Source organism: Pseudoalteromonas sp. meg-B1, assembly GCF_003173795.1.
GTDB classification, from domain to species: domain Bacteria; phylum Pseudomonadota; class Gammaproteobacteria; order Enterobacterales; family Alteromonadaceae; genus Pseudoalteromonas; species Pseudoalteromonas undina.
The window spans coordinates 724,180-737,370 of the sequence record NZ_QGQU01000002.1 but is presented as its reverse complement, the minus strand read 5'-3'; the positions used below and the strand labels follow the sequence as shown (position 1 = coordinate 737,370).

General features: G+C 39.9%; 12 protein-coding genes. 1 reads left to right on the top strand and 11 read right to left on the bottom strand.

The window, feature by feature from the left end:
* Positions 1-183 precede the first annotated feature (183 nt).
* The 10 genes from DK924_RS11665 to dnaK all read right to left on the bottom strand — a co-directional run bounded on the left by DK924_RS11665 (position 184) and on the right by dnaK (position 11,232).
* Positions 184-1,659 carry a DASS family sodium-coupled anion symporter gene (locus DK924_RS11665; protein ID WP_109875245.1) on the bottom strand — a complete coding sequence of 492 codons (1,476 nt, stop codon included), beginning with the start codon at positions 1,657-1,659 and terminating at the stop codon, positions 184-186.
* 11 nt (positions 1,660-1,670) lie between these two features.
* Positions 1,671-2,627: a porin gene (locus tag DK924_RS11660; protein WP_109875244.1), complete on the bottom strand. Its 957-nt coding sequence runs from the start codon at positions 2,625-2,627 to the stop codon at positions 1,671-1,673.
* A 174-nt stretch (positions 2,628-2,801) separates the two neighbouring features.
* Entirely contained in the window at positions 2,802-4,169 is a 1,368-nt protein-coding gene (locus DK924_RS11655; RefSeq protein WP_109875243.1) for a sigma-54 dependent transcriptional regulator, read from the bottom strand.
* Positions 4,162-5,892 carry an ATP-binding protein gene (locus DK924_RS11650; RefSeq protein ID WP_010389009.1) on the bottom strand — a complete coding sequence of 577 codons (1,731 nt, stop codon included), beginning with the start codon at positions 5,890-5,892 and terminating at the stop codon, positions 4,162-4,164. The genes DK924_RS11655 and DK924_RS11650 overlap by 8 nt, the downstream gene beginning before the upstream one ends.
* Positions 5,893-6,064: 172 nt before the next feature.
* On the bottom strand, positions 6,065-6,328 hold the full coding sequence (locus DK924_RS11645) for a hypothetical protein (protein WP_010389010.1): 264 nt from the start codon (positions 6,326-6,328) through the stop codon (positions 6,065-6,067).
* Between the two features lie 161 nt (positions 6,329-6,489).
* On the bottom strand, positions 6,490-6,741 hold the full coding sequence (locus DK924_RS11640) for a hypothetical protein (RefSeq protein ID WP_010389011.1): 252 nt from the start codon (positions 6,739-6,741) through the stop codon (positions 6,490-6,492).
* Between the two features lie 131 nt (positions 6,742-6,872).
* The gene (locus DK924_RS11635) at positions 6,873-7,241 is read right to left on the bottom strand and encodes a response regulator (RefSeq protein ID WP_010389013.1); all 369 of its coding nucleotides are present in this window, start codon (positions 7,239-7,241) and stop codon (positions 6,873-6,875) included.
* A 152-nt stretch (positions 7,242-7,393) separates the two neighbouring features.
* On the bottom strand, positions 7,394-7,855 hold the full coding sequence (gene ybaK, locus DK924_RS11630; RefSeq protein ID WP_010389015.1) for a Cys-tRNA(Pro) deacylase: 462 nt from the start codon (positions 7,853-7,855) through the stop codon (positions 7,394-7,396).
* A 102-nt stretch (positions 7,856-7,957) separates the two neighbouring features.
* Positions 7,958-9,097 (bottom strand): molecular chaperone DnaJ, encoded by a 1,140-nt coding sequence (gene dnaJ / locus DK924_RS11625; protein ID WP_010389016.1) that lies wholly within the window; start codon positions 9,095-9,097, stop codon positions 7,958-7,960.
* A 215-nt stretch (positions 9,098-9,312) separates the two neighbouring features.
* On the bottom strand, positions 9,313-11,232 hold the full coding sequence (gene dnaK / locus DK924_RS11620) for a molecular chaperone DnaK (RefSeq protein WP_010389017.1): 1,920 nt from the start codon (positions 11,230-11,232) through the stop codon (positions 9,313-9,315).
* A 239-nt stretch (positions 11,233-11,471) separates the two neighbouring features.
* Here dnaK and DK924_RS11615 point away from each other — a divergent pair, with 239 nt between their 5' ends.
* Positions 11,472-12,281 (top strand): thioesterase family protein, encoded by an 810-nt coding sequence (locus tag DK924_RS11615; RefSeq protein WP_010389018.1) that lies wholly within the window; start codon positions 11,472-11,474, stop codon positions 12,279-12,281.
* A 3-nt stretch (positions 12,282-12,284) separates the two neighbouring features.
* Here DK924_RS11615 and DK924_RS11610 read toward each other — a convergent pair whose 3' ends face one another.
* Positions 12,285-13,055: an ABC transporter substrate-binding protein gene (locus tag DK924_RS11610; protein WP_010389019.1), complete on the bottom strand. Its 771-nt coding sequence runs from the start codon at positions 13,053-13,055 to the stop codon at positions 12,285-12,287.
* Positions 13,056-13,191: the final 136 nt, after the last annotated feature.

Below are 13,191 nucleotides of genomic sequence, written 5' to 3'. Positions count from 1 at the left end.
GCTACTCGATTTATAACGTTTTCAAGACTATAACCTTGATCTGTTACACGAGCAATAAAGAGTGATTTTGCAACATAATGAAAAGCGTTGCAAAAACACTCATAAGGTTGGTTGGAACTCATACCGATGCACTGCTTTTGTGTGCATCGGTTATCTGTTTTGTTAGCTAATTAGAGGGAGCTATTAAAAGCCAAAAACCTGAGCCGCAATAGTCATTGTCACTAAGGTGATTAAAACGATTGCGACAATATTTAACACAAAGCCAGCACGGATCATGTCTTTCATTTTAATTTCGCCCGAGCCAAACACAATCGCATTGGGTGGTGTGGCTACTGGCATCATAAATGCACAACTACATGCAATCGCAGCTGGAATAACCCACACTAACGGGCTGCCAGTTATTGACTCAGCAACTGGGCCTAGTAAGGGTAAAAAGCCTGCGGCTGTTGCCGTATTACTGGTAATTTCCGTTAAGAAAGTAATGAGTGCCACCACCACAAGAATGCTCATAACTAAAGGAATTGCACTGGCACCCTCAATCATGTTGGCAATGTAATCGGCTAATCCTGATGATTTAATTTGCGAGGCTAGCGTCAAGCCCCCCCCAAATAAAAGCAACACACCCCAAGGTACTTTGGCTGCACTTTCCCAATCTAAAATTCGCTCATCACTGCCTTTATTAGCAGGTAGTACAAATAAAAGTAATGCGGCTGCAATTGCAATACCCGTATCTGAAATTTTAAGGCCGGTCACATCACCTAATAATGGTCTGAATATCCAACAAATAGCAGCAAACATAAACACAAACAACACGCCCTTTTCAGCACGTTGCATGAGTCCTAGGTCTTTTAGCTGCGAAGAAAATACCGCTTTAGTGTCAATTCGCTTGTTTGCTTGTACATTCGCATCAACTTTGTAGGTAAATTTAGTTAGCCAAATCCAGCTGATGATTAACATGCCAAGTGCTAATGGCACACCAACTATCATCCACTGGGCAAAGCCAATTTCAATCTGGTAGCTATCTGATAGGTACGCAGCCATTAATGCATTTGGAGGAGTACCAATTAAAGTAGCAATACCACCAATACTCGCACCATAAGCAATAGATAGTAAAAGTGCTTTACCAAACCCCTCATTACTAGGATCTGAGCTTTTAACTAAATGAGTGATAGATAAGGCAATAGGCAACATCATTACTGCGGTAGCCGTATTAGACATCCACATTGATAAAAATGCAGTCACTAACATCATGGCTAAAATTTGTAAGCTTGGTTTTTTACCTGCATAAAGCATAGTCCTTAATGCAATACGCTTGTGTAATCCCCAACGCTCCATAGCAATTGAGATTAAAAAGCCGCCTAAAAATAAAAAGATCAGCGGATGCGCATAAGGAGCTGCAACACTTTTTATAGCCGCTATATCTACTATAGGTGAAATCACTAACGGAAGTAGTGCTGTAGCCGGAATAGGCACAACCTCACTTACCCACCACGATGCCATCCAAAATGCTAAGCCTGCAGTTTTAAATGCAGCTGCCGACATTCCTACTGGCGGCTCAGCTAAACAAGTCAGTAACATTACACACGGACCAAGTAATAATAACAGCCACTGTATAAACGGCTTTTTATTGGCGTTATTTTCTAAAATACGTTTTGTCATATTAACAGCCTTTAAAATTTATATTTAAGACCAAGCGCAACACTGTTATCAGCATTCTCTTCTAGGTCGAGGTCAGTATATAAAAGGTAAGCAGTAGTTTGCTTGTCAAAGATGTAGTCTACACCAGTAGTCCATTGGGTAGCGTCTGACGCTTGGCGCAATTTTGAATCATCTTTTGCAAATTGTACTTTAGGTACCCATTTGTCTAGCTTGTAGCTTGCGCTTAACACGTAACCATTCCCTGATTTAGTACCATCAATTGATTCTGAATGTTGGTATAACGCACCTAATTTTAGCTTTTCAAATTTATATACACCTACGATACGACTTGCTTTAATGTTATTAAGTGAGTCAACATGGCTTATTGAAATAGAGTAAGGTGTTTTATTTAAACTACGGTCACCATAAATCAGGGTTGCCGCAAATCCAGCTTCATTATCTTTGTTGTCATCTTTTGGGGCATAGGTAAATGAAAACTGTGCATTGTGCCAGTATTTAGAGGTATAAGTAATGGTGTCGCCTAATCGGTCTTGTCCGGCAATAACTTGTGAAATATCTGCTTGGGTTTCGTTAAAGTTATCAAGCTTGCCTTCTGAATATTTAAAACGCGTGTCGTTTCGCCCTACGACCACTTCACCAAACGCACCTTTTAGGCCAAGGTAAGTATTACGTGCTGCAAAAGGCTCATTGGTATCGTCGTGTTCAAAACCTTTTACTTGAACCTCGTATTTAAATACGGCAGTAAAATACTCATTTAATTTATGGTCCCCTTTAATACCAATACGCGAAAAAGGGGCATCTATTTGTGTGCCTTCATCTGCGTAACGCATAATGCCAGTATCGGTGTTGGCAATTTGTACTTCGGCTTTACCATACACAGTGTAATCTGCAGCAAACGCTGTTACAGGTAGTGTGGCAGCACTGCATAACGCAGCAAGTACTGAACCTTGGAATAGATTATTTTTCATTATGTATCCTAATTATGTGATGTTACTTGTTGTCTACAACTGTAGAGCAAGAACATGACCAACTGGATAATAACAATAAATTTCAGTGACTTAAAAAATAAAACCATGATAAAAAGCTTTGAAATGTGCGGATTTCCACACACTTTAAATACCTACTATCACCATTTCCACCCACTAATCGGTAAACATATCTCGATTAAGGTTATATTTACTCATTTTATCGTAGAGGGTTTTGCGCGCGATTTGCAACGTTGCCATGGTGTCTTTAATACTGCCATGATTAAGCTCTAAGGCTTCTTCAATTAAAGACTGTTCATAAAAGCTGACCTTTTCTGCAAGGCTTAAGTCCAATGATAACGACGAGCCACTACTGCTTGAGTCACTCTGTGCAAAAGCCAGATCGGGGCCAAGTAGTACCGCTCGTTCAGCCTGGTTTCTTAATTCACGAACATTACCTGGCCAATCATGCGCAAGTAGGCGCTGTTGTAACTCAATATTAAGCGCACCTAAAGGTTTATGAAAACGAGTGGCCGCAATAGAGCTAAAGTGCTTAAACAACAAAGGAATATCGGCTTTTCTATCTCTTAATGCGGGAATACTCACTTTAACTAAACTCAATCGATAATATAAATCGGCTCTAAACTCACCTTTTTCTACCAACGAAAGTAAATCGACCTTAGTGGCCGCAACAATACGAATATCAAGGTCAATGGCTTTATTTGCCCCCACAGGGGTAACTTTTCGCTCTTCAAGCACCCGTAGTAATTTAACTTGTAGCGACAAGGGAGTGCTTTCAATTTCATCTAAAAAAACCGTGCCGCCTTGTGCAAACTCAAACTTGCCTTTGCGATCTTGTGTCGCGCCGGTATATGCACCACTAACAGCACCAAACAATTCACTTTCTATTAGTTGCTCAGGCACCGCGCCACAGTTAATAGCCACAAACTGACAGCTTGAACGGTTACTATGATCATGTAAGTAACGGGCAACCAATTCTTTACCTGTTCCAGTTTCACCTTCAATTAATACATCTGCGGGTGTATCAATCACTGTGTTGAGTAAGTTCATCATGTGCTGCATTTTAAGGGTCTCGCCTAAAATGCGCACACCGGGCGCGGAGGTCTTTTCAACCGCACGCTTCAGAGCTCTATTTTCCATAACTAAAGCACGTTTGTCTGAGGCCCTAGCAATGCAATCTAATAAATTTTCGTTCAGGGGTTTTTCAAATAGATCATAAGCACCTAACTGCATTGCTCTAACCGCTACAGAAACATCAGCATAACCTGTTAAAAATATCACCGGAAGTTCACTATCGAATGCTTTTACCTGCTCAATAAAAGTTAGACCATCCATAGTTGGCATATTTATATCACTGAGAACAACGCCATAAAAATTGCGACTTAAACGGCTTAAGGCAACACTCGCATCACTAAAGCACTGCACCTCATACCCTTCGAGGGTTAAAAGCTGATTTAACGAATCACGGATCATCGCCTCATCATCAATAACAACCACTTGCTTACAAACAACGGCTTCAATCATTTTTTGGGGCCTCTATGCTTGATAAACTAATAATAAACTGTGCACCGCCTTGAGGGCGATTGTGTGCCGTTAAGTAACCATTAAATGAATCAATAATTTGCTTTGATATTGATAAGCCCAGCCCTAAGCCATTACTTGACTTGGTACTGTAAAAGGGTTCAAAAATAGAGCCCAGCACATGGTGTTCAATACCTGGACCACTATCTAAAATAGAAAGCTTAACGCGCTCCTCAAAACACTCCACATCGAAACTTAGCTCCCGTTTAGGCTCACCTTTCATTGCTTGAGACGCATTGGTGATCACATTAACTAGTACTTGTTCAAATTTTAATGCATCAACCCACACTGTGATCTCTTGCGAAAACTGCGGTGCACTAACGTTTACATCATCTTGCTTAAGTTGCGGGTGGGTGATCATCAACGCATTGTTTAATAACGCCGACAGTGGATGTGGTCGCAATTGCATTGTCGCCGGCTTACTAAAGTGTTTAAGCTGCGCCACTATTTTATGCACCCGCTCTACCAAATTCTCAATAATAATTAAATTTTCACTTAATGCATTGAGTTTCCCCTTTTTGAGGAAAATTTTAGCGCTTGCCAAATAAGTGTTCATGGCGCTCAGTGGCTGGTTAATTTCATGATTAATACCCGCACTTAGTTGCCCTATTGTGGCTAATTTTGCCGACTGTACTAGTGCTGTTTGCGCTTTTTCAAGCGCTTGGGTGCGCTCTAATACTTCAAGTTCTAAACTGTGACGCGAGTACAGTAATTTTTTATATCCGGCAAAGCGTGCCAATAAGCTATATCCGACAAAAATAAATACCCAATAAAACAACACCAGCCATAACAATCTGGGCACCTGTAATGCATTTATGCTTGAAATATCAACCAATACCGTCATGGTTGCATTTAGGTGTGTCAGTGGTCTTGAAGCGGCAACATATTCATCTTTAGCAATTTTAAATTGCTCAATGCCCTGACTTTTGTAGCGCTGCTGCTTTATTTGTAACGGTTGATGATCTAAGTAAGCACGGCGCTGTTTAATATCGCGACGTGTAGTAATATCAAGCTCTGTAAACGTGTTTAAACGCCATGCTGGCTCATCTGACATAGCAATAATTTTATCCGCAAGCTGTAAATAAAAATGACTGCCTTTTGAAGTATTTAATAACGAACGATCGTTTTCAAATTTAGCCACATTAATTTTTAGTGCCACAACGCCAATGGCTTTGCCATCTTGGTAAATAGCCTGCGAGAAGTATATTCCGCGTTCTTTCGAGCGTTGTCCAAGAGCAAAGTAGGCGACCTTTTCTCCGGCAAAAGCTTGTTTAAAGTAAGGCCGGAATGCAAAGTTGCTCCCTAAAAACGTATAGTCGGTTTGCCAGTTGCTACTGGCAATAACGTCGCCATGAGTATCTAATATATATACATCTGAGGCACCGCTGGCTTGTTGAATATCAGCCAAGTAATTATTAATTGCATTGAAGTGTTGTGATTCATTATTAGTAAAACGAATCAATAAATTATTTTCAGTAAGGAGCTGAGGAATAGCTGCAAAGCGCGCGAGTTCATTATCAATATAATTATTTAATTGAATGACCTGTTGGTCAGCTTGAATTTTAGCTTGGCCTAAATCATAAGCACGGCCAAATGAAAATGTAACCACTAATAACAGCACTAACAGAATACAAGCAAAAATAATTTTTTTAGGGATGGAGAACATAAACGCCTATGACACCAAGGTGCCAATAATAAGTAATAGCCACTATTGTATCGATTTATAGGTCTTTGCAGAAGAAACTTTTTGTTAACAAGTGTATTAAAACTAAAAAACCGTGAAACTAAAAATATCTCACGGTTTAATTCCCTGCAAGGGGATGCTGTTTTAGCTTAATCTACGCTTTTGCAAGCGCTGGCTTGTCTTTGAAGTACTTATACAAACCAATTAATGAGGCTGCGATCCAGAATATTTCAATTACAAAACTCGCTAAGTTAAAGTTATAGCAAAGACTAATAAGTAACAAAATAGCGCCACTTAAATTCATTAAATTATACGTCAAACTTTTTGGCGATACTTTATTTAGTTGCAGTAAAAAAAACGAACCAACCACTAAAAAAGTGCCACTCATACCAACAATATCAAATAAAAGTGCAATCACACGTCTATCCTTTTCCATTTTAAAACCCAACTGACTGGCCCAATCCATGGGGAGGGTTTTTTTCAATCATTGAAACAGCAAAACCAGCGAAGTTTACCAGTGAAAAAAAAGCAAACAAGGGCTTATGTCCGCCTCTTGATAGTTTGGGTTAAATAGCTACTTTATTTAAAAGTGACTTTACCACCTATCATTTTATAAGCTGCAGTCCCTCTTATAGTCGCTGGGCGAGCAAAAGGCCGCTCACAGCCTGGACATACGCATTCAGTATGGGTGTGATCTTGGGTTATTCTTTCTATAAAGCATTTTACTAAAGCACCTTTCCCCCCTTTACGGTATTTGAATAACGGTGCCTTACACGCAGAACAAAATATATCGACCGTTTTTGTAGGCCCTTTTTTATTGGGCTTAGCCATACTTCCTCAATCATTACTTTTTGATTAGTTAATAGCATATGCTATCACATGATAGAAAAGAAATTGATGGGCGTAGGAATTAATAATCAGAGTTATGTTTAATAAGTAATTAGATTAAAAATATTGTGCGATTAAACTTTATTAGCTAAACGTGTTAATTGAGCTGACAGCACATTCATACTAAAGGGCTTTATAATAAACCCTGATACCTTTGCATTAATTATCTTTTTTACAGTCTCAGAGCTGTCTTCACAAGTCACCATAAGTACGGGGAGCTGAGCATGCTCAGTATCCTTTCTAATAGCATCAAGTAGGGTAAGGCCATCCATTTTTGGCATATGTAGATCTGTTATAACCAAATCTATAAGTTGATTTTTAAGTATAGTTAACGCTTGCAGACCATCGGTTGCTTCAACAATGTCTTTATAATCTAACTGCCTCAACATATTAATGAGCACATGACGCATTAATGGCATGTCATCAACAACTAATATTCTCATACGAATGATTAACCAAAGTAGGTACAAACAAATCTTCATTAAAATGAATTAACAAAAACTGCTATAGGTAGTATTTACATTAGTTAACTAAAGCTGTTGAAGCAAATAATCAGTTTTATTTACACGACGCAAGTTTGATAATTAAGTCAGCATTAGAAATTACCAAACGAAGCTTGAATAAGCTCAGCTAAGCATGCTGGGCTGAGTGTAATTTCAAGTCCTCGCTTACCTGCGCTCACATAAATAGTATCAAAGTCTAATGCGCTTGAGTGTATGTAGGTCTTTAAGCGCTTTTTTTGTCCAAGAGGACTAACGCCTCCCAAAATATATCCTGTACTTGCCTGTACTTTTTGCGGCTCTGCCAGCATTACTTTTTTTACTACACAGAGCTTAGCCAATTGCTTTAAATTAATCTGCTGAGTAACTGGCGTCACAGCAACAATTAGTTGTTGTTCTGAGGTTTCTAACACCAATGTTTTAAATACTTGAGCGCTATTAAGATTTAGCTTTTCAACTGCTTCAAGGCCATAATTAGTATTGTTTACATCGTGCTCATAGCTGAGTATATCAAATTTAATTCGGGATTTTTTTAGCTGTTCTATTGCAGGGGTCATCTGATATTGTCCTTAATAAATTTCTGATAACTTACCATATTAAACAAAAAAACGGCGCTTAAAAAAGCGCCGTTTTTACCTAAGTTCTGTTAACCCTAATAATTACTTAGTCAGGTCATCAAAAAACTTTTTAACGCCATCAAAAAAGCCTTGCTCTTTTGGACGATTTTTTGAGCTATCTTTGCCCATGCTTTCTTCAAGTTCAGTAAGCAGGTCACGTTGACGCTCGTTAAGATTCACAGGTGTCTCAATCACCACTTTACAAATTAAGTCACCTTGAGCACCACTACGTACAGACTTAACACCTTTACCACGCATACGGAACATTTTGCCCGTTTGTGTTTCTGAAGGTATTTTAAGTTTCGCACGGCCATCTAATGTTGGCACTTCAATTTCACCGCCAAGGCCTGCTGTAGTAAAGCTAATAGGCACTTCACAGTATAAGTTGTTCGCTTCACGAACAAATATCTTATGTTCACGAACCGACACTTGAACATACAAATCACCTGCTGGTGCGCCGTGCATACCAGCTTCACCTTCGCCAGATAAACGAATACGGTCACCTGTATCAACACCTGCTGGAATTTTTACCGATAGTGTTTTGGTTTTCTCTACACGGCCTTGGCCATGACATTTGTTACAAGGATCTGAAATAATTTGACCTTGTCCATGACATGTTGGACATGTTTGTTGTACGGCAAAAAAGCCTTGGCGCATTTGTACTTGGCCAGCACCGTGACATGTTGTACATGTTTTTGGCTTAGAACCCGCTTTGGCACCACTGCCATCACACGGGTCACAACTAACCCAAGTCGGTACTTTAATTTCAACGTCTTTACCACGAACCGCTTCTTCTAAGCTTAAATCCATGTTGTAACGTAAATCTGAACCACGCTGCTGGCGAGATTGGCGTCGGCCACCGCCGCCTCCAAAAATATCACCGAATACATCACCAAAAATATCACCAAAATCACCTTGACCGCCACCAAAGCCACCGTGACCACCGCCACCACCTTGTTCGAAGGCAGCATGGCCGTATTGGTCATACATTTGACGTTTTTGCGAGTCAGTTAACACTTCATAAGCGTCCTTTACTTCCTTAAACTTGGTTTCAAGGTCTTTATCACCGGCGGTACGATCTGGATGATATTTCATCGCTAAGCGTTTATACGCTTTTTTTATGTCTCGCTCACTCGCATCTTTGCTTACGCCGAGGACTTCGTAATAATCGCGTTTTGACATATCTATCACACTACTCTTTTCTATGTGCAGCGCTAGCTGCTGGACAAACCGATAAATCATATCGATTTATCATTGAATTTTTAAAGCACTTTACTTGCATCTCTTACATGCAAAAGGCGCGTTAAGCTTTAGCCTACGCGCCTCAGGTGTTCATCCTAACTTAAACACACAATGTAGTCATGGTGTTTTCGGTTAGCGAGAAGCGTTAGTAACAATTACTTGTCGTCTTTAACTTCTTCGAACTCTGCATCAACAACATCGTCGTCTTGCTTAGCAGACTGTTGTTGCTCTGCACCGGCATCACCACCCGCTTGTTGTGCTTTAGCTTGGGCAATTTCCATTAGTTTTTGAGACTTTTCAGCAAGTGCTTGTGTTTTAGCTTCAATTTCTGCTTTGTCGTCGCTCTTAATAGCGCCTTCAAGGTCAACAACAGCCGCTTCAATCGCTTCTTTGTCTTCGCTTGGTAATTCATCACCCGCTTCTTCAATTTGTTTACGTGTACCGTGAACAAGTGCGTCAGCTTGGTTACGTGCAGCTACTAACTCTTCAAACTTTTTATCGTCTTCAGCATGTGCTTCTGCATCACGAACCATTTTTTCAACTTCTTCGTCACTTAGACCTGAAGATGCTTGAATAGTGATTTTTTGCTCTTTACCTGTGTCTTTATCTTTAGCAGATACATGTAAGATACCGTCAGCATCCACATCGAATGTTACTTCGATTTGTGGTGTACCACGTTGTGCTGGGCGAATACCTTCTAGGTTAAATTGACCTAGAGATTTATTGTCGCTTGAACGTTTACGCTCACCTTGTAGCACATGAATGGTTACCGCAGACTGGTTATCTTCTGCTGTTGAGAATGTTTGCGATTTCTTAGTAGGAATCGTGGTGTTTTTCTCAATCAGTGCCGTCATTACTGAACCCATCGTCTCAATACCTAGAGATAATGGTGATACGTCTAGTAATAGTACGTCTTTCACGTCGCCAGCAAGTACACCACCTTGAATCGCTGCACCTACTGCAACTGCTTCATCAGGGTTAACGTCTTTACGTGGCTCTTTACCGAAGAATTCCGCTACTGTTTTTTGAACAAGTGGCATACGAGTTTGACCACCTACAAGAATGATATCGTTGATATCGTTCACAGATAGGTCTGCATCAGCAAGTGCGCGTTTAAGCGGTTCAATTGACTTAGTTACTAAGTCTTCAACTAGTGACTCAAGCTTAGCACGTGTTAGTTTAACGTTCATGTGCTTAGGGCCTGACGCATCAGCGGTTACATACGGAAGGTTTACTTCTGTAGATTGTGCTGATGAAAGCTCAATTTTTGCTTTCTCTGCTGCTTCTTTAACACGTTGCATAGCAAGTGGGTCAGTTTGTAAATCAATACCTTGATCTTTCTTAAATTCAGCTACTAGGTAGTTGATAACACGGTTATCGAAATCTTCACCACCTAAGTGAGTGTCACCGTTAGTCGCTAGAACTTCAAATGTGTGCTCGCCTTCAACTTCATCAATTTCAATGATTGATAAATCGAAAGTACCACCACCTAAGTCATATACCGCTACTACGTTTTCGCCACGGTTTTTATCCATACCGTATGCAAGAGCTGCAGCCGTTGGCTCATTAATAATACGTTTTACTTCAAGACCCGCGATACGGCCAGCATCTTTGGTTGCTTGGCGTTGTGAATCGTTAAAGTATGCTGGTACTGTGATTACCGCTTCAGTTACTTCTTCACCTAAGAAGTCTTCAGCTGTTTTCTTCATTTTTTTCAGTACTTCGGCAGAGATTTGTGGTGCAGCGCGTTTTTCGCCGCCCGCTTCAACCCATGCGTCGCCATTATCAGCTTTGATAATTTTGAAAGGCATGATGCCGATATCACGTTGTACTTCTTCGTCTTCAAAACGACGACCAATTAAACGCTTAATTGCAAACAATGTGTTTGTTGGGTTAGTTACCGCTTGACGTTTTGCAGGTTGACCTACTAACGTTTCACCGTCTTGCGTGTAAGCAATAATAGACGGGGTTGTGCGATCGCCTTCCGCATTTTCAATAACACGTGCTTTGTCACCATCAAGTACTGCAACACAAGAGTTAGTAGTACCTAAATCGATTCCAATAATTCTACCCATGAATCTTCTCCAACTTCTAAATTCGTTAATACGTTCGATGACTAGTTAATAGGGATGCTACAAACTTAATTCAACTGTAAAAATGAAAAAAAATTCATTTTTTTTAATTTATTTACTAAATAACCCTAAAAAGAGTAAGGATTGCTCATTTTTTGTTATTTAAGAGGACCTTTATTATCTGGTCTGATGAGTTTGTGTGTGATATAAATTTAGTAAATAACATCAAAAGGACATTATTTGTGCACTTTGAACAATTATTACAACTCGCCTCTCAAGTAAGTCAGAAAACAGGCCCAGAAACCAATACTATGCAGTTCCCTGCTAATTGGTGCCAAGGTAGAACGGCTTTTGGCGGACTCTCTGCGGCGCTTCTTTATCAAGCAATGCGCAATAAAGTTGATTCAACAAGACGACTGCTTTCTTTAAGCACAAACTTTGTAGGCCCTTTGTTGGCTGAAAAGCCATTTTCTTTGTCGGTAGAAATATTACGTGAAGGGAAAAGCAGCACCCAAGTGCTCGCCAAAGCAATTCAGGATGATTCAGTATGCGTAATTGTGCAGGCCTGTTTTGCTAAAAATCGTAATTCATCAATTAATGTACCAGTATCAAAGTCGCTAAGCTTACACCCTGTGAACGAACGTCACTGCTTAGGGTTTGTGCCTGGGCAAATGCCAGAGTTTTTTCAACATGTTGATTTGTGTCCTCAACAAGGAGCCATGCCGTTTAGCAGTGCTGAGACCTCTCATTTAGGTGGTTGGATGCGTTTTAAACATGCGCCAGAAGAAATTACTGAAGCCCATGTTATTGCTCTTACTGACGCATGGCCGCCAACATTGCTGCAAATGTTTAAACAACCAGCACCGGCAAGTAGCATGTCGTGGTATTTAGAGTTTGTACAAGCGCCTAACTTAGCGCCAGGTGAATGGCTGGGGTTTGAAGCAATCACTCATCATTCAAAAGATGGGTATGGTCTTGAAGATGGCTGTATTTGGTCGCAATCAGGAGAGCTTATAGCCTTAACTCGCCAAACCGTGGCGTTATTTGATTAACAACTAAAAACGAGTGAAGTCGCGCTGAGTATATTGTTTATCTAAATTAAGCATTATGGTGCGATATTCACCGCTTTGAATTATGTTGGCTAAGCCTTTGTCAAACTGCTGTCTCAGCAAATCATTATTAAAGTACGCAGGCCTTGCCGCAGATGGAAAAATAGCATGGATAACAAAATCTTTTGTGGCATTGGTTTTTTGATATTCCTTTAAGTAGTAAAGGAATATGCGTCTATCGAGAATAATCGTATCAACCCAGCCTGCCATTAAATGGTGAATCTGCGCTTGTTGATTAAGTACTTCTTCGTACCCTCTCAAGTTCTCTAAGTTGTGGCCAAACTCTTTTGGTAAATAAGCGGGTGCGTTTTGAAATGCTAAAACGCTTTTAGTGGCCAAATCGTAAATCGTATTAATAGTGAAGTTACTCTTTTTAAGACTCACCACTACATTCTCATAACTGACAACAGATTGGCTTCGATATATGCCAGTAATTAAAATACCCGAATAATTTAATGCAATATCGACATGCCCTCGGTTCAATAAAGCATCGGCACGCTGATTTGACATATATTGCACATCAACCTTATTTATATTTTGGTTACTAAGTGCTGCTTTTACAATCTCGAGCTGAATGCCTGAATCATTTTCACTTATTACATAAGGTGCAACTGTAGGGTTAGCAGCAATAGTAACTCGCTGCTGATTAATACCTTTAACAAATGCCAAGCTATCGCCACATAAGCATACTAAGGCTAATAAAAATACCACTTTCACACTATCACCTAATCCGTTTTTATTTTCAGTTGTTGGGGTTACTTTTCTTATTATATTGTTAGTAATTTAGCCGCAGTGTTTGTATTTAGCTATTAATTATAGCAATATTTAAATTATTGAATTAACTATAAGCTAA

What these genes read in the sequence shown, in the direction of transcription:
- ybaK (WP_010389015.1), bottom strand. Translation starts at nt 7,855, where the DNA reads ATGACCCCTGCAATAGAACAGCTAAAAAAATCCCGAATTAAATTTGAT.
- dnaK (WP_010389017.1), bottom strand. Translation starts at nt 11,232, where the DNA reads ATGGGTAGAATTATTGGAATCGATTTAGGTACTACTAACTCTTGTGTT.
- DK924_RS11665 (WP_109875245.1), bottom strand. Translation starts at nt 1,659, where the DNA reads ATGACAAAACGTATTTTAGAAAATAACGCCAATAAAAAGCCGTTTATA.
- DK924_RS11660 (WP_109875244.1), bottom strand. Translation starts at nt 2,627, where the DNA reads ATGAAAAATAATCTATTCCAAGGTTCAGTACTTGCTGCGTTATGCAGT.
- DK924_RS11655 (WP_109875243.1), bottom strand. Translation starts at nt 4,169, where the DNA reads ATGATTGAAGCCGTTGTTTGTAAGCAAGTGGTTGTTATTGATGATGAG.
- DK924_RS11635 (WP_010389013.1), bottom strand. Translation starts at nt 7,241, where the DNA reads ATGAGAATATTAGTTGTTGATGACATGCCATTAATGCGTCATGTGCTC.
- DK924_RS11650 (WP_010389009.1), bottom strand. Translation starts at nt 5,892, where the DNA reads ATGTTCTCCATCCCTAAAAAAATTATTTTTGCTTGTATTCTGTTAGTG.
- dnaJ (WP_010389016.1), bottom strand. Translation starts at nt 9,097, where the DNA reads ATGTCAAAACGCGATTATTACGAAGTCCTCGGCGTAAGCAAAGATGCG.
- DK924_RS11640 (WP_010389011.1), bottom strand. Translation starts at nt 6,741, where the DNA reads ATGGCTAAGCCCAATAAAAAAGGGCCTACAAAAACGGTCGATATATTT.